Here is a 16,118-nt window from a genome sequence, read left to right on the forward strand (position 1 = left end):
TTATGCTTTATAGGTAAAAGCTATATAGGAGGAGTAAATTCCTATAATTATAAAGAAAACACCTGTAATAAAACCAATAACACGCGCCATATCACGACCTAAATAACGGCTTATTTGCCCCATAGTCCAATTATTTTGGTAATGTTTATCGGGTTCGTATAGCCAATCCCAATTTTTTAGAGCGCCTATGATGAGGCAAATACCAAAAGCAGCGAGCAAAAGAGCTACAATACCGCCAAATGTAATAGGGTTTTTACCTACCCAATTTTTAAATGTTTCCATCACTTGTGTTTATCAAAATGTGTTAAAATTTATGTTTAAACAATTTGTATTCAATTAATTATAAATAAAAATCTTTGTCCGAGATTTGAAAAAATACTTTTTTTGTATTCAAAGATATAATACAATGAATTCAAAAAAGTACATTTTCTCTCAAGTAACATCATTTCTACCTCAAAAATACTTTAATAGATTAGTTGCCAAGTATGATGATAGAACTAAAAATTGGGTATTTTCACATTGGAATCATATGCTACTTTTAATTCTTGGACAACTTATGGGCTGTATTAGTATTAGAGAACTTGTAAGTACTGTTAATGCTAATTTCAAAAGAATTTATCATTTAGGTATTGGAAAAAATCCGATAGATTTAAAAGACCTTATCTATTGCAAATAAGATCAGAGATATAAGAATATTCGAACAATATGCTTTCTATATGATAAGTATAGCCCAAGAAAAGCAATCCTTTAGTGAATTTTGCTTACACGGAAAATTTTATGCTATAGATTCTACTACTATTGACTTATGCATGTCCGTATTTCAATGGGCTAATTTTAGAAGCACTAAATCTGGAATAAAAATCCATACACAAATTGATTTAGTTACTAAAATTCCTACTTTTTATAGAATTACAAATGCTAATGTCCATGATATTAAAGAAATGGACGCTATAGACTATGAGCATTTAGCTTGTTATGTGTTTGATCGTGGCTATTTTGATTTGAATAGGCTTTATAAAATAAGCCAATATGATGCTTTTTTCATCATTCGTGAGAAAGGCATACCTGCTTATGAAATCATTTCAGGAGAAGACTTTCTTGAAAATAATGATAATGTTCTATTAGACCAAACTATTAGGTTTACAGGAAATAGAAATAAAGGGAATTATCCCTCAGAACTTAGGCGAATTGTTTACTTTGCCCCAGAACTTAAAAGGTCTTTTGTTTATTATACTAACAATTTTCACCTTAAAGCTAGTGAAATTGCTCTTTTATATAAGAATAGATGGCAAATAGAACTATTTTTTAAGTGGATAAAACAACATCTTAAGGTAAAAAACTTTTGGGGAACATCTGAAAATGCTGTTAAAATCCAGATTCATATAGCTATTATCACTATGTCTATAATAGAACTAATGCGTATAGTTGGGAATTCCTCTTTTGTTGATGACCCCATTATGGAGCTTTTAACTCCTATCAAAAGACAAAAAGCACTCAATGATATGCAATTAGAGTTCAATTTTAAATTTTAACATTTCTTTGATAAACACTAATGTGTTTCCATAGTGTTTAATATTATAGACAAACAAAAATAATAAACTTATTTTTAGAGGGCGATTGGCAAATCGCTCCTATAATATGCCAAAAAAGCAAATGATTATCAGTGAATCAATAATAGCCCCCGTTCCCCCGAAGGGGGACAAGCCTCAAAAGAGAGTGTTTATTGGATAAATTATTTTAATGTGAAATCATAGATTAAGTTCAATAATTATATTATGCTTCTATCATTTGCATAACTTTTAGAGCTTGGTATACACTGTTGATGTTTTCAAAAATAAGCAATAAACGCAAGCCGTTGCGGGTTTCTTTCTCTTGCATACGACACTTATCGGGGTAGCGTTGTACAAAGAGCAATAGCTTTTGGAAGCGCGCACTTTGATAGAACGGACTATTTTGGTCGGCAATGAAATAGCCAGTCATCCTTCCGTTTTTCATTACGAGTTTCTCAATTCCCATACGGGTAGCCAACCATTTTACACGTACGCTATTGAGCAAGTCGATAGCTTGAGGGGGTAACTTGCCAAAACGGTCGATGAGGTTGCGTTCATAAACTTGTAAGGCTTCCTCATTAGGCAGATTACTCAGTTCGTTATAAAGATTGAGTCGTTCGGCTACTCTATTGACATAAGTATCAGGGAAGAGTAGTTCAAAGTCAGTATCTATTTGAGTATCGGTGAGGTAAGTTTTGTCTTCTTCGGCGGTGTGGTACAGTTCAGAGAACTCATTTTCTTTGAGTTCTGTTATGGCTTCTTGTAGTATATTTTGATAGGTGTCAAAGCCTATTTCATTGATAAAACCACTTTGCTCTCCCCCCAAGAGGTCGCCAGCCCCTCTAATCTCTAAATCTTTCATAGCGATATTGAGTCCGCTTCCTAAATCGGAGAACTGAGCTATCGCTTCAATACGCTTGCGGGCATCGTCGCTCATCGCTATCAGAGGAGGCGTGATGAAGTAGCAAAAAGCCTTTTTATTACTTCTACCTACGCGACCGCGCATTTGGTGTAAATCGGATAAGCCAAAATTATGTGCATTGTTGATAAAAATAGTATTGGCATTAGGAACATCTAAACCACTTTCAATAATGGTGGTAGCAACCAATACATCATACCTACCTTCCATAAAGGCAAGCATAGTCTCTTCTAATTTCTTTCCGTCCATTTGTCCGTGACCAATGGCGATACGCGCATCGGGGAGCAATCGCTGAATCATTCCAGCCACCTCTTGAATATTTTCAACCCTATTGTGCATAAAGAATACTTGTCCGCCACGCTGAATTTCATAACGGATGCCATCGCGTATTACCTCTTCATTGAAAGGTACTACTTGCGAATCAATAGGGTAGCGGTTAGGAGGAGGGGTATTGATAACCGAAAGGTCGCGGGCAGCCATCAAACTGAATTGTAGTGTGCGTGGGATAGGTGTAGCAGTGAGCGTAAGTACATCGAGGTTTTCTTTAAGGGTTTTGAGCTTATCTTTTACACCTACGCCAAACTTTTGCTCTTCATCAACAATCAGTAATCCTAAATCTTTATAAGTAACCTTTTCGCCTACTATTTGATGTGTGCCGATGATAATATCTAACTGACCTTTAGCTAGTTCTTCTAAGATGATTTTCTTTTCCTTGGCTGTGCGGAATCGGTTGAGATAATCGATGCGCACAGGAAAGTCTTTCATACGCTGGCTAAATGTTTGAAAGTGTTGAAAAGCCAGTACTGTAGTAGGCACAAGTACAGCTACTTGCTTGCCATTATCGACAGCTTTGAAGGCAGCGCGAATGGCTACTTCGGTTTTCCCGAAACCTACATCACCACACACCAATCTATCCATAGGTTTAGAGCTTTCCATATCAGCTTTTACTTCGGCAGTAGCCTTACTTTGGTCGGGAGTATCCTCATACAAGAATGAGGCTTCCAACTCGTTTTGCATATAACTGTCGTGAGCAAAGGCAAATCCTTGGGCTTCCTTTCGTTTGGCATATAACTGAATGAGGTTGAACGCGATTTCTTTTACACGAGCTTTGGTTTTCTGTTTGAGGGCTTTCCACGCTCCTGAACCTAATTTATAAATCTTAGGAGGTTTGCCGTCTTTTCCGTTATATTTAGTAATCTTATGTAGTGCGTGAATGCTAACGAATAATACATCACGGTCTCCATAAATCAGTTTGATAGCTTCTTGTTGTTTGCCTTCTACTTCAATCTTTTGTAAGCCAGCGAACTTCCCAATACCGTGGTCTATATGTGTAACATAATCGCCTACCTCTAATTGCATCAGTTCTTTAAGTGTAATGGCTTGTTTTTTGGCATAACCATTCTTTAGCTGAAATTTATAATAGCGCTCAAAGATTTGATGATCGGTGAATACATTGCATTTTAATTCAGTATCTACAAAGCCAGCGTGTAGTGATAATTGTACCGTTTGGTAAGGTACTTTTTGCTCCATTTCTTCAAAAATATCTTGAAATCGCTTGGCTTGTTGTTCACTCCCACAGAGGATATAGTTTTGAAATCCTTCCTCGTGTTTGTTGTTGAAGTAACTAATAAGGAGTTCAAACTGTTTGTTAAAAGAAGGTTGTGGGGTGGTATGAAAAGAGAACTCCTTTTCGTTTTTAGAAGTGGGAGTTGTAGCATTGATGTTTACTTGTTGAAATCTCTGGATTTGTTTTAATAAATCCATTGCTTGACAATAGAGTTCCTCTGGGGGGGTGCGTTTTACTTCATTGGGGAGCTTTTGATAAATATCGGTAGCTTTAGCAAAGAGTTTCTCAATCTTAGCATCAAAAAATCCCATATCCTTACCAATGAATAATGTTTGCTCACTGATATACTCCAAGAATGACTGTCGTATCTCATCACTTTCTTTGTTTTCTACATTAGGGATAATTGTAATTTTAGATAGTTGAGCAGTAGATAGCTGACTTTCTACATCGAATGTACGGATGCTATCAACTTCATTTCCAAAGAATTCAATGCGATAAGGTTCATTATTTGAAAAAGAAAATACATCTACAATCCCACCACGTACTGAGAACTCACCAGGTTCGGTAACAAAATCAGTGCGGTTGAAGTGGTAGCTGAAAAGCACCTCATTGAGGAAATCAATAGTGAGTGAGTCTCCTTTTTGAATTTTTAGCGTATTTTTTTCTAATTGCTTTCGTGTGATGACCTTCTCAAAAAGAGCTTCGGGGTAGGAGACTATGATCAATGGTTTTGTACTATGACTCAATTGGTTGAGGACTTCTGCACGCAATAACACATTGGCATTATCGGTGTCTTCAATTTGATAGGGGCGACGATAGCTATCGGGAAAGAAAAGTACCTGCTGTTCTCCTACCAAGGTTTCTAAATCATTGAGTATGTAGGCACTTTCTTCTTTATCGGGTAGCAGTACTAATAGAGGTCTATGAACTGTATTGAACAAGTTAGCTATTACTATTGACAAAGAAGCCCCTGCCAATCCCGTAACTTCTGTATTTTCTTTTGTTTGTAGGTGTTTTAATAGGGATTGATAGGTGCTGTTTTCAGTAAATTGTTGTAGGAATGATTTCACAGTAAATTATAAAATATTAAAGTAGTGCTTCAACGTTGATAAGCGGATTGTTTAACTTGTCTTTCAAAATAACTTCAATGCCTTTTTTTAAGGTTTGAGTAGATGACGGACAGCCACTGCAAGCCCCTTGTAAGAGTACTTCTACGTGATGGGTGTCGCGGTTGTAAGAAATGAATTGTATATTACCTCCATCGGATGCCACAGCGGGTTTTACATATTGTTCTATGATAGCTACGATTTGTTGCGATATTTCATCGGTAGTAACCATAGAAAGCAAGCGCGCTTGAGCTTCTTCTTGTCGCCTTTTTATCTCGGCAGGGTTGATGATAGGGCGACCTTCACTTAGGTATTTACGGATATAATCGCGCAAGTCGACAGCTATCATTTCCCATTCTTCCATACCTTTTTTAGTGAGTGATATATAATTATCATCAAAAAAAACTTCTTCAATAAATGGAAAATGCGTTAAGAGAGTTGCTGCCATAGGCGCTTCTGCGGCTTCTTCTATTGATTTATACTCTATTACAGTAGGTACCAAACGCTTGTTGGCGACGAACTTCATCACGGTGGGGTTGGGGGTTGTTTCAGTATATACAGTAATAGCTTCCCCCATAGGTTTTCCAGCTTCGCCTAATAATATATCTTTACCGGATTGCAAATACACTAATACTTGCTGAGCAACCTCTTCCTGAACTTCTTTCCATTCAACAATGGGAAAGCGTTTCAAAGCAATGAAATTACTCGAAATATAAACAGTTTTTACAAAGGGCAAATAAAAGAGCTCCTTAGCTAAAGGAGCGTTTTTAGCTTCATCTACGTTTTTAAACTCATAACTCCCTTTTACCAAAGGTCTGTTAGCTTCGAGTTTGATGATGTCGGGGTTAGCAGTAGGTTGTATTTTCAGGGTAAGGTCTGTCATTTTATTTGTCTTTACGTCCAAAATCGGCAGGATTTTCGCCCCACGCTTGGGTTTCCCATTTCAAAATAGGGTTAGGATAAGTATTGTTGTGTAGCCATTGTTCAGCACGGGCTATCAGTTCAAATATTTTTTCGTTATGAGAGGTGCGTGGCACTTTAGTTTTGCATACCTTTTGGCGCACCCAGCTCATCGCTATTTTGCTATCAGAATAGACCGGTAAGCTGAGGTTGCGTTGCTTCATAAAGGCTAAAGCGTGTACGATAGCCAAAAACTCCCCTATGTTGTTCGTGCCGTCTTTTATTGGTGCAATTCTAAATATTTCAGCTTGAGTTTCGGTATCTACTCCTCGGTATTCCATAATTCCAGGGTTACCGCTGCAAGCAGCATCAACAGCTATAGAAGGCAATATGGGGGAGCCAATACGCTCTAATTCTAAGGGGGATAGGGTAGGAGAGGAGGCTACTCTTTTGCCTTTGTATTGCTCAAAGCTCTCATTGAAGGCTTTTTCAGCCATTGCTTGACTCTCAAAACTCTTAAATTTAGCATACGGATAGCCTTCAACAGCTTTTTTGCACTTATCCCACGAGCTAAAGATACCCGTTTTGTGTCCTTCCCACACTACATAGTATTTCTTTTTTGGCATTTTAAAGGAAGAATATTAAGACTAAAAGAACCATTACGATGGCTATTACTCCGATGATAATATTGTTATCATTTTCTTTCATCGTACCAATTTCTTGTATTTAATCCTTGTAGGCGTTACCTCTTTGCCAAGGCGTTTTTTCTTGTTCTCTTCATATTCTGAGAAGCTACCTTCAAAGAAATAGACTTGTGAGTCACCTTCAAAAGCTAAAATATGAGTGCAGATACGGTCTAAGAACCAACGGTCGTGTGAGATCACTACCGCACAACCTGCAAAGTTTTCTAAACCTTCTTCTAAAGCACGGAGTGTATTTACATCTAAATCGTTGGTAGGCTCGTCCAATAGCAATACGTTGCCTTCTTCTTTTAATGTCATTGCAAGGTGCAAGCGATTGCGTTCACCTCCTGAGAGGGTCGCTACTTTCTTGTTTTGCTCACTACCGCCAAAGTTAAAACGACTTAGGTAAGCGCGAGAGTTCACCTGTCTGCCACCCATCATTATCAGGTCTTGCCCGCCAGAGAAGTTCTCCCAAATAGATTTTTCGGGGTCTATCTGTTTATGAGTTTGGTCTACGTAAGCTATTTTTACGGTTTCTCCTACCAAAAACTCACCGTTATCGGGTTTTTCTTCCCCCATAATCATACGGAAAATAGTAGATTTACCTGCTCCATTAGGTCCTATTACGCCTACAATACCTGCTTGTGGCAATACAAAATTAAGGTCGTCATATAATAATTTATCACCAAAGGCTTTGGCTACGTGTCGTGCTTCTATCACGTTGGTTCCCAAACGAGGTCCGTTAGGGATGTATATTTCAAGTTTTTCTTCTAACTGCTTTTGGTCTTCATTGAGCAATCGGTCGTAGTTTTGCAAACGTGCCTTTTGTTTGGCTTGTCGCCCTTTAGCGCCTTGTCGTACCCATTCAAGCTCGCGCTCCAACACCTTTTGGCGTTTGCTTTCGGTTTTCTGTTCTTGGGCAAGGCGTTTGGCTTTCTGGTCGAGCCAAGACGAATAATTACCTTTCCACGGAATTCCTTCTCCACGGTCAAGCTCCAATATCCAGCCTGCTACATTATCCAAGAAATAACGGTCGTGGGTTACGGCTATCACGGTACCGGCGTACTGTTGCAAGTGTTGTTCTAACCACAATACCGATTCGGCATCGAGGTGGTTCGTAGGTTCATCGAGTAACAAGACATCGGGTTGTTGCAAGAGCAGACGACAGAGTGCTACCCTACGGCGTTCTCCTCCCGAAAGCACTTTGATAGGTGTATCGGGCTCAGGGGTGCGGAGGGCTTCCATAGCTACTTCCAGCTGGTTATCGAGTTCCCAAGCGTTCAAGGCATCTATTTTATCTTGTAGCTCGGCTTGTTTATCCATCAGTTTTTGCATCTTATCGGGGTCAGAATAGTTTTCTTCCAAGCCGAAAAGGTCGTTGATATGGTTAAACTCATCGAGTAGTTTAACTGTTTCGGCTACGCCTTCGCGTACTACTTCTATCACGGTTTTCTCATCATCAAGGTGTGGTTCTTGTTCCAAATACCCTACAGTGTAGTTAGGAGCGAAAACCACTTCGCCCTGATAGTTTTTATCAATTCCTGCTATAATTTTTAGTAAAGAAGACTTACCAGAGCCATTAAGACCTAAAATACCTATTTTAGCTCCATAAAAGAAACTCAAGTAAATGTCTTTTAGAACTTGTTTATTAGTAGATGAATAGGTTTTGCTTACCTTATTCATCGAAAAAATAATCTTTTTATCGTCTGCCATAATGTAATTAGCTAATATAGTGATTAGTAAAATTGGCGCAAAAATAATAAAAAAACTGGTATAGTTCAAAACTACGCCAGTTTTTATTATCTATGTTATGTGAAATTTTAGAATCTAAAGACACCGCCAATACCTAATACAGTTTCAAAGAAGAAGAAATCGTGTTTAGCTTTATCGGCTATATCATAAGTAGTGCGTACGTCGTACATATTGATATAACCACCTTTAAGTTCACCAACTACACGAAAATACTTTAAGAAAGTGAGGTGTAATCCAGCTTTAGCATTTACTCCTACCCCTGCAATGTGAAATTCGTCGTAACGTTCTTTATTGAGGAGTTTTGTATTAGATTTTGGATATAAAGCGCCAAAACCAAGTCCTTCTGTTAAGCTCACTTGTAATATATCAGTGTTACGGATGCCAAACAAACGAGAAATATCATCGATACGAGCCCCTTCCACTACTACATAGTTGAGTCCGTCAGTATGTTCAAAGGTGAGGAAATCCTCGCTGAGCAATTTATTGACATTGTTATATACGCCATCGTGTGAAGTGCCAGAACCATTGATATATCCGTTCATTTTCACAGTTTGACCGTTTTTCATTACATATTTCATATGGTCTACTCCTACAGAAACAGTGTAATGGTCAGAAATGTAATATCCTATGTGAAAATTGGTTTGAGGGATAGTCATTCGCAAAGGATTGATATAGTCGATATGCCAACCTTTAGGACGGTCTACCGCTTCAACATCTTTGATGGTAAAATCGTAGCCATTACCAGTGAAAGTAATATCAGAATTAGAGTACCAGCCGCGATTACCACCCTAGAAGAAGAAAAATTTACCTTTGTTATGAGCAGTGTAAAGTTCTTTAGGTGTTTCTTGCGCAAAAAATGTTAGGGTGCTCATTCCTAACGCCATAGTGATAAAAAATTTTTTCATTAATGATTATTTTTAGTTATTGATTTTTATAAGATTAGCATTGCATCACCATAAGAATAAAACTTGTATTTTTGTTCTACAGCTTCTTTATAGGCACGCATAATGAGATCGTGACCAGCAAAAGCTGATACCATCATCAGTAAAGTTGATTTAGGAGTGTGGAAATTAGTGATCATTGCATTGGCAACACTAAAATCGTAAGGAGGGAAAATAAATTTATTTGTCCATCCATCAAACGGATTTACAAAGCCGTCAGAAGATACAGAACTCTCTAAAACACGCATTACAGTAGTTCCTACAGCACAAACACGTTTTTTATTTTCCTTAGCGGTGTTGATGATTTTTGTTTGACTTTCAGGAATGTGAATCTCTTCGCTATCCATTTTGTGTTTAGAAAGGTCTTCTACCTCCACAGGGTTGAAAGTTCCTAAACCAACGTGTAATGTTACTTCGGCGAAGGTAATACCTTTTATTTCCAAACGTTTCATCAAGTGTTTAGAGAAGTGCAAACCAGCAGTAGGGGCAGCAACGGCACCTTCGTATTTAGCGTAAATAGTTTGATAACGTTCCTCGTCTTCAGGTTCTACGGGACGAGAGATGTATTTAGGTAGTGGAGTTTGTCCAAGTTCAGTGAGATGCTGACGGAACTCTTCATAAGTACCATCATACAAGAAACGAAGTGTACGACCGCGAGATGTGGTATTGTCAATTACCTCGGCTACTAATTCAGCATTTTTGCCAAAGTAGAGTTTGTTGCCTATACGTATTTTGCGAGCAGGATCGACGAGTACATCCCATAAACGTTGTTCGGCGCTCAATTCACGCAATAAAAATACTTCTATTTTTGCTTTAGTTTTTTCTTTATTACCATATAAACGAGCTGGGAATACTTTGGTGTTGTTGAGCACAAACACGTCACCATCGTCAAAATAATCAATTACATCTTTGAACAATTTGTGTTCAATTTCTCCTGTTTTGCGATGTACCACCATTAGGCGAGCTTCATCACGGTTTTCGCTGGGATATTCAGCTAATAACTCTTTAGGAAGATCAAAATTAAAGTTTGAAAGTTTCATATATTTTCTACAAAATTATTGTTAGTTTATAAACGGTATCCTACTCCTATGGCTATGTGTCCATATTTATAATTATCACTTGGGATACCTTCTTTTCTTTTAGCATTAGGAATATAAAAGTTGATATCTACACTACCTATAAATCTTTTCCACTCGCCATAACCACCTAAAAACAAGCGAGCATTCACTCCCTGTGCATCTCCAAAGTTAATATTAGGCCCTATACCTACTTGTAGACCATTAGTTTTGTGCATTCCTCCTAGAATATACAGAAAAGATACTTGATGAATATGATTATAACGGTCGTAATCATCATTTTGTTGAGTTTGTAGGAAAGTATAATCTATACGAGTACTAAATTTAGACAATCGTCCGTACTTTTCAGCATCATATCTATCAGCTTGGATATATACATTTACACGTGGGCGAAAAGATAAAGAAACTGATGAAGAGGAGTTGTTATCAGGTTTTTCTCGGTCGTTATTATATAAAAAAGGAAGTTGTGCTCCTATAACAAAATTGTTTTTAAGAGCTTGTGCCTGAGAAATGAAGGTGAATAGGGAAAATAAAAAAAGAAGATAAACTTTGTTCATTTCTTTATAAAAATAGCTATTGTATAAAAAGAAAAAAGTCGGGATGACTGGACTCGAACCAGCGACCACACGCACCCCATACGTGTACGCTACCAACTGCGCCACATCCCGATTTTTATTTTTCAGTGCGCAAAAGTATCACTTTTTGTTGAAACCACCAAATAAATAAATAGAAATTTTTTATCTATGGAACTTATTTATTTGATAATCTGAACTTATTATCCTAAAATGAACGTATTGAATAACTATTTTAACTACTTTTTCAATACTTAAAAGGCGAATTAAGTACTTAAAAATATAAAATATTTTGAGATTCTTTATTCGGTATTCACAATTATTTTATAATTTTGCAAAAATAGAATTTAGGAGATAATATGACAACTTTTAAAATAACAGATGAGCTCATTGAAAAGATTCAGCAACTGATTGAGGAAAAACAAAATAAAGAACTTACAACCCTTTTAAATGATTTACACTATGCCGATATAGCCGAAATCATTCACGAATTAGATATTGAAGAGGGAGTATATATTATTCGTCTCATTGATGCTCAAAAAACATCGGATGTACTCACCGAATTAGACGATGATTACCGTGAAAATATCTTAAAAAACCTTTCTGCAAAAGAAATTGCCGATGAAATCATCGAGTTAGACACCGATGATGCGGTAGATATCATCTCTGAACTACCCGAAGATAGAAAAACAGAAGTTATTTCGCATATCACGGACGTAGAACACGCTAAAGACATCGTAGAATTACTTCGTTATGACGAAGATACTGCGGGGGGACTAATGGCTAAAGAACTTGTAAAGGTAAATGAGAATTGGAATGTGTTAAAATGCGTAAAAGAAATGCGTGAACAAGCGGCTCACGTTACTCGTGTACATTCTATTTATGTAGTAGATGATAATGATGTGCTTAAAGGACGACTTTCACTTAAAGATTTGCTTACTACTTCCACACGATCAGAAGTAAAAGACATTTATATTCCCAAAGTAGACTACGTATATGTTACTGATACTGCTGAAGAAGTAGCTCACATAATGAGTAAGTATGACTTAGAGGCAATTCCCGTAGTTGATGAGATGAAACGCCTTGTAGGACGCATCACTATTGATGACATAGTGGATGTGATTAAAGAAGAAGCTGAAAAAGATTATCAATTAGCAGCGGGTATCACCAATGATGTAGAGGCAGATGATAATATATGGAAACTCACTAAAGCGCGTTTACCTTGGTTACTTATTGGAATGTTTGGAGGATTAGGAGCAGCGAGTATTATCAATGGTTTTCAGGATACGATGATGATTTACCCTATATTATTGATTTTTATTCCGCTTATTCAAGCTACTGCAGGAAATGTGGGAGTACAATCATCGGCGATAATAGTACAAGGGTTGGCAAATAATTCTATCGACGGCGAACTTATCAAGCGGTTGTTCAAAGAATTTCTATTAGGACTCATCAACGGAGGAACTATTGCAGGAATAGTGATATTAGTAAGCCATTTTGCTTTTCAAGCTGAGTATTTGGTAAGTATTACGGTAGCCATAGCACTCATTACAGTGATTGTAAATGCTGCTGTGATAGGTACTTTTATTCCGATACTTCTCCACAAGCGCGGTATTGACCCAGCAGTTGCTACCGGTCCTTTTATCACTACCAGCAACGATGTTTTAGGTATCTTGATTTACTTTTTTATCGCTAAAATGATATTAGGGTTTTAAAACAACCTTCATTTGCTTTTCTGTATCCGCTTTTTGTTATTTTACAATATTTCCGCAACTACAAACGTGCTTCCACCCACAAAGATAAAGTCAGTGGAAAGCGCTTGTGCTTTAGCAGCATTTAAGGCTTCTGCTACCGAAGAATATCTCTCCCCTTGGAGTCCTTTTGCAGTGGCAATTTCCTTTAATGTATCTACATTAAGTCCTCTTGCAATAGCAGGACTGCAAAAATAATAGGTAGCTTCTTTTGGAAAAAGCTCTAAAACACTATTTACATCTTTTTCTTTTACAAAACCTACTACAATATGAAGATGTGTATACGTTTGCTTTTTGAGTTGTTCCATCACATAAGTAAGTCCGCCCACATTATGTCCTGTATCACATACGATAGTAGGGTAGGAGCCAAGGGTTTGCCAACGACCTTTCAGATTTGTATTGTGCACCACGTGTAAAAGTCCTTGTGCAATATTCTCCGGAGTAATATCCCACCCCTGGTGGATAAGCAATTCGGTAACGGCTATTACTCCTTTGATATTTTTCTCTTGGTAGGCACCTTGAAGATCGGTTGTAAGAGAAGTTTTTATGTGATTGGCAAAAATAATAGGAGCATTCATTTCTTTAGCTTTTGCTGTGAAGACGGGAGCAGTTTCCTCTTGATATTCACTGATTACTACAGGCACATTTTGTTTGATAATACCAGCTTTTTCAAAAGCTATTTTAGGTAAAGTATCTCCTAAAATATCAGTATGGTCTTTAGAGATATTGGTAATAAGAGAAACTTCGGGAGTGATAATATTAGTGGAGTCAAAACGCCCACCTAAGCCTACCTCTATTACAGCAATATCTACTTTTTCTTCAGCAAAATAACAGAAAGCCATTCCTACAGTCATTTCAAAAAATGACAGTGAATGTTCTTCCAAGAAAGATTTGTTTTCGCTTATAAAGTTTATTACATAGTTTTCGGGGATTTCTTTTCCATTAATTTTAATACGTTCGCGGAAGTCTTTGAGGTGTGGAGAGGTGTATAATCCTACCTTATATCCTGCCTCTTGTAGGATAGATGCGAGCATACTGCTGGAAGACCCCTTTCCGTTAGTGCCTGCAATATGCAAACTTTTGAATTTTGTTTGAGGGTTTCCTAACACCGAAGTAAAGGTGAGGATATTATCTAATTTGTTGTTCAAAGCGGTTTTACCTTGTGTTTGAAACATTGGTAAGCGGTTGAACATCCACGAAAGTGTTTCTTGATAATTCAATGTTAAAGATAATTTTTAGTTGTTGTACAATCAAAAATGAGATAATCAGTTATAGTATAACCATTATCTCATCTTGTTATTTATAATTTATAATTGATTTTTTATTCTCCAAGTTTAAAGTTTATAACAATAAAGCCAATTTGACGTGCAGGGGCATTATCATCGGCATTCCAACGGTGCATAGCTGCTGTTTTTCGAGCGGCATCTAATAAACAAGGGGCAGAATTAGTAGTTCCTTTTACACCTGCAGTAGCTTTTACAACTCTACCGCTACGATCTACTTCTATCTGTACAACTACACGTCCTTCTTCATTACAATTTTGAGGAACTTTACCTTGTGAAGCAATGGAGCGCCCATTGAGACCCCAGCCTTTACCAGAACCGCTGCCACCACCAGAACCATAGTAAGAATTAGCATATTGACTACCATCTATTTGCCCCTGATAACCAGGTTGGTTGCCATCTCCTTGTCCTGAGGTACCACTACCACCTGCATTGGCAGCGCCTAAAATGTTAGAAAGTGCATCAGAAGTCTCACGTGAAGGCTTAGGAGCGGGTTTAGGAGTTTCTTTAGTAGGCTCTTTTTTAGGTGTTTCTTTTTTCTTTTCTTGTTTTTTAGGGACTTCGGGTACAGAAACTTCTTCGTTGTTATCTTGAGCCAAAAGGTTTTCCTTTACTTCTTGTGAAGTACTCTGTTCTAGTTGTGTTTGTGGTGTTTGGGTTTCTTCTTGTTTGGCAGCACTTGGGGGAGGAGTACGTTCTCCCATTCCAGTTATATCTACCCCATAGATGACCTCTACTCCATTTTCGGGTGGAGGATCTAAGTACTTCATTCCTGCGAAAAATAGGATAAAGATCACTAAACACATCACAACTGTAGTGAGTGCTAAAGCTTTACGTTTATGTTCTGTATTGAATAAGTTCATATACTTTGCTATTTAGGACGTACAGCTAAAATTACCTTAAATTGATTTTGGTTTGCTACATCCATCACAGTTACCGCATTTTCAATAGGTACACTTTCTTCTACGCGTAAAATAATGGTAGGATTTTCTACTCCTTTTAGTGCTGCTTTGAGTTCTGCGTCGAGATTATCTACAGATATAGGTTTTTTGTCGATGAAAAAATTCAAATCTTTATCAATACTCACTGAAACATTTTGTGTGTTGGTGCTTTTTCCTTTAGCTTTAGGCAATAGCAAATCGAGTGCATTAGGGCTATTAGCAGTAATCATAAAGAATACTAACAGTAAGAACACAATATCCGTCATAGACGACATACTGAACTCAGGACTTACTTTATTTCTACCTTTTAATTTCATAATTGTACAGTAGTTTTTTGAAACCTATAGAGGTTCGTTCAACAAGTCTAAGAATTCGACGGCATTAGCTTCCATTAGGTGTACCACTTTATCAGTTTTTACCACTAAGTGATTGTAACCTACATAAGCGATAATCCCTACGATAAGACCAGCTACAGTAGTAGCCATTGCGGTATAAATACCTCCTGCTAAAGCGCCCATTTCGGCTTGACCACCAGCAGATGCCATTTCGTGGAATGACATAATCATACCAACAACAGTGCCCAAGAATCCAATCATAGGTCCTGCTCCTGCAATAGTAGCGAGAATAGCCGTATTCTTTTCAAGATTGTAGACCTCTAAAGTGCCTGCATTTTCAATAGCTTTATTAATATCTTCAAGAGGTTTACCTATACGAGAAACCCCTTTTTCAATAAGGCGTGCTACAGGAGTATTCGATTGCACACAAAGCATTTTGGCTGCATCCAAACGTCCAGCAGAGATACAATCACGTATTTTATACATAAAAGTTTTATCTACTTTAGAAGCTGCCTTGATAGCAAATAGGCGTTCAAAATAGAGGAAAAGTGCTACAGCGAGCATTACGAATAGAATGCCAATAATCACAATATTAGCAGTGCCACCATCTACAATCATATCCATTATAGAAAGTGTTTTTTCTTGAGCTGGAAGAGTGTCGGTTGCAGTTGTAGCAACATCTACAGAAGTTTGTAATCCTAACATATTATTTTTTCGTTTTCTGTTTAAAAATATCGCAAAA

At 37.5% G+C, this 16,118-nt stretch carries 14 protein-coding genes, 1 tRNA gene and 1 pseudogene; 3 read left to right on the top strand and 13 right to left on the bottom strand.

Translation table 11 applies throughout. The features are described from left to right. The gene (locus tag CBG49_RS08625; RefSeq protein ID WP_009413179.1) at positions 1 to 282 is read right to left on the bottom strand and encodes an Imm17 family immunity protein; all 282 of its coding nucleotides are present in this window, start codon (positions 280 to 282) and stop codon (positions 1 to 3) included. A 124-nt stretch (positions 283 to 406) separates the two neighbouring features. Here CBG49_RS08625 and CBG49_RS16405 point away from each other — a divergent pair, with 124 nt between their 5' ends. Together CBG49_RS16405 and CBG49_RS08630 are read left to right on the top strand one after the other, a co-directional pair. Next, complete coding sequence (locus CBG49_RS16405) at positions 407 to 676, top strand: DUF4372 domain-containing protein (RefSeq protein WP_203136514.1); 270 nt, start codon at positions 407 to 409, stop codon at positions 674 to 676. A gap of 40 nt (positions 677 to 716) precedes the next feature. Beyond that, a complete protein-coding gene (locus CBG49_RS08630) occupies positions 717 to 1,532 on the top strand; it encodes an IS4 family transposase (protein ID WP_236854602.1) in 816 nt (271 codons plus the stop codon). 241 nt (positions 1,533 to 1,773) lie between these two features. On the opposite strand, the gene mfd is transcribed toward CBG49_RS08630, so the two are convergent. The 8 genes and pseudogenes from mfd to CBG49_RS08670 form a co-directional block, all read right to left on the bottom strand. Then, positions 1,774 to 5,106, bottom strand: coding sequence for a transcription-repair coupling factor (mfd, locus tag CBG49_RS08635; protein WP_088594181.1), 3,333 nt, complete (start codon positions 5,104 to 5,106; stop codon positions 1,774 to 1,776). A gap of 16 nt (positions 5,107 to 5,122) precedes the next feature. Next, positions 5,123 to 6,025, bottom strand: coding sequence for a NifU family protein (locus CBG49_RS08640; RefSeq protein ID WP_088594182.1), 903 nt, complete (start codon positions 6,023 to 6,025; stop codon positions 5,123 to 5,125). A gap of 1 nt (position 6,026) precedes the next feature. Further along, positions 6,027 to 6,668, bottom strand: a complete 642-nt coding sequence (locus CBG49_RS08645; RefSeq protein ID WP_088594183.1) for a ribonuclease H1 domain-containing protein — start codon at positions 6,666 to 6,668, stop codon at positions 6,027 to 6,029. Between the two features lie 78 nt (positions 6,669 to 6,746). Continuing rightward, positions 6,747 to 8,438 carry an energy-dependent translational throttle protein EttA gene (gene ettA / locus CBG49_RS08650; RefSeq protein ID WP_088594184.1) on the bottom strand — a complete coding sequence of 564 codons (1,692 nt, stop codon included), beginning with the start codon at positions 8,436 to 8,438 and terminating at the stop codon, positions 6,747 to 6,749. 107 nt (positions 8,439 to 8,545) lie between these two features. Further along, positions 8,546 to 9,382, bottom strand: a pseudogene (locus CBG49_RS08655) (hypothetical protein). A gap of 26 nt (positions 9,383 to 9,408) precedes the next feature. Continuing rightward, on the bottom strand, positions 9,409 to 10,458 hold the full coding sequence (gene queA / locus CBG49_RS08660) for a tRNA preQ1(34) S-adenosylmethionine ribosyltransferase-isomerase QueA (RefSeq protein WP_009413173.1): 1,050 nt from the start codon (positions 10,456 to 10,458) through the stop codon (positions 9,409 to 9,411). 26 nt (positions 10,459 to 10,484) lie between these two features. Further along, positions 10,485 to 11,051, bottom strand: coding sequence for a hypothetical protein (locus CBG49_RS08665; protein WP_088594185.1), 567 nt, complete (start codon positions 11,049 to 11,051; stop codon positions 10,485 to 10,487). A gap of 38 nt (positions 11,052 to 11,089) precedes the next feature. Beyond that, positions 11,090 to 11,162: transfer RNA gene (locus CBG49_RS08670), tRNA-Pro, on the bottom strand. 263 nt (positions 11,163 to 11,425) lie between these two features. On the opposite strand from CBG49_RS08670, the gene mgtE reads away from it, so the two are divergent. After that, on the top strand, positions 11,426 to 12,781 hold the full coding sequence (gene mgtE, locus CBG49_RS08675) for a magnesium transporter (RefSeq protein WP_088594186.1): 1,356 nt from the start codon (positions 11,426 to 11,428) through the stop codon (positions 12,779 to 12,781). Between the two features lie 41 nt (positions 12,782 to 12,822). Here the strand turns inward: mgtE and CBG49_RS08680 are convergent, their stop codons facing one another. The 4 genes from CBG49_RS08680 to CBG49_RS08695 all read right to left on the bottom strand — a co-directional run bounded on the left by CBG49_RS08680 (position 12,823) and on the right by CBG49_RS08695 (position 16,081). After that, positions 12,823 to 14,037 carry a bifunctional folylpolyglutamate synthase/dihydrofolate synthase gene (locus CBG49_RS08680; protein WP_088594187.1) on the bottom strand — a complete coding sequence of 405 codons (1,215 nt, stop codon included), beginning with the start codon at positions 14,035 to 14,037 and terminating at the stop codon, positions 12,823 to 12,825. A gap of 101 nt (positions 14,038 to 14,138) precedes the next feature. Beyond that, positions 14,139 to 14,963, bottom strand: coding sequence for an energy transducer TonB (locus CBG49_RS08685; protein WP_088594188.1), 825 nt, complete (start codon positions 14,961 to 14,963; stop codon positions 14,139 to 14,141). Between the two features lie 8 nt (positions 14,964 to 14,971). Next, the gene (locus CBG49_RS08690) at positions 14,972 to 15,358 is read right to left on the bottom strand and encodes an ExbD/TolR family protein (protein WP_088594189.1); all 387 of its coding nucleotides are present in this window, start codon (positions 15,356 to 15,358) and stop codon (positions 14,972 to 14,974) included. Positions 15,359 to 15,382: 24 nt separating this feature from the next. Then, entirely contained in the window at positions 15,383 to 16,081 is a 699-nt protein-coding gene (locus CBG49_RS08695; RefSeq protein ID WP_088594190.1) for a MotA/TolQ/ExbB proton channel family protein, read from the bottom strand. Between the last annotated feature and the right edge of the window lie 37 nt (positions 16,082 to 16,118).

It is taken from the genome of Capnocytophaga endodontalis (assembly GCF_002209445.1).
GTDB lineage: Bacteria > Bacteroidota > Bacteroidia > Flavobacteriales > Flavobacteriaceae > Capnocytophaga > Capnocytophaga periodontitidis.

Bases quoted from the DNA above. Each gene is read 5' to 3' on its own strand.
- CBG49_RS08685 (WP_088594188.1), bottom strand. From the start codon at position 14,963: ATGAACTTATTCAATACAGAACATAAACGTAAAGCTTTAGCACTCACT.
- CBG49_RS08640 (WP_088594182.1), bottom strand. From the start codon at position 6,025: ATGACAGACCTTACCCTGAAAATACAACCTACTGCTAACCCCGACATC.
- CBG49_RS08690 (WP_088594189.1), bottom strand. From the start codon at position 15,358: ATGAAATTAAAAGGTAGAAATAAAGTAAGTCCTGAGTTCAGTATGTCG.
- CBG49_RS08625 (WP_009413179.1), bottom strand. From the start codon at position 282: ATGGAAACATTTAAAAATTGGGTAGGTAAAAACCCTATTACATTTGGC.
- CBG49_RS08645 (WP_088594183.1), bottom strand. From the start codon at position 6,668: ATGCCAAAAAAGAAATACTATGTAGTGTGGGAAGGACACAAAACGGGT.
- ettA (WP_088594184.1), bottom strand. From the start codon at position 8,438: ATGGCAGACGATAAAAAGATTATTTTTTCGATGAATAAGGTAAGCAAA.
- CBG49_RS08630 (WP_236854602.1), top strand. From the start codon at position 717: ATGATAAGTATAGCCCAAGAAAAGCAATCCTTTAGTGAATTTTGCTTA.
- mgtE (WP_088594186.1), top strand. From the start codon at position 11,426: ATGACAACTTTTAAAATAACAGATGAGCTCATTGAAAAGATTCAGCAA.
- queA (WP_009413173.1), bottom strand. From the start codon at position 10,458: ATGAAACTTTCAAACTTTAATTTTGATCTTCCTAAAGAGTTATTAGCT.
- CBG49_RS08695 (WP_088594190.1), bottom strand. From the start codon at position 16,081: ATGTTAGGATTACAAACTTCTGTAGATGTTGCTACAACTGCAACCGAC.
- CBG49_RS16405 (WP_203136514.1), top strand. From the start codon at position 407: ATGAATTCAAAAAAGTACATTTTCTCTCAAGTAACATCATTTCTACCT.
- CBG49_RS08665 (WP_088594185.1), bottom strand. From the start codon at position 11,051: ATGAACAAAGTTTATCTTCTTTTTTTATTTTCCCTATTCACCTTCATT.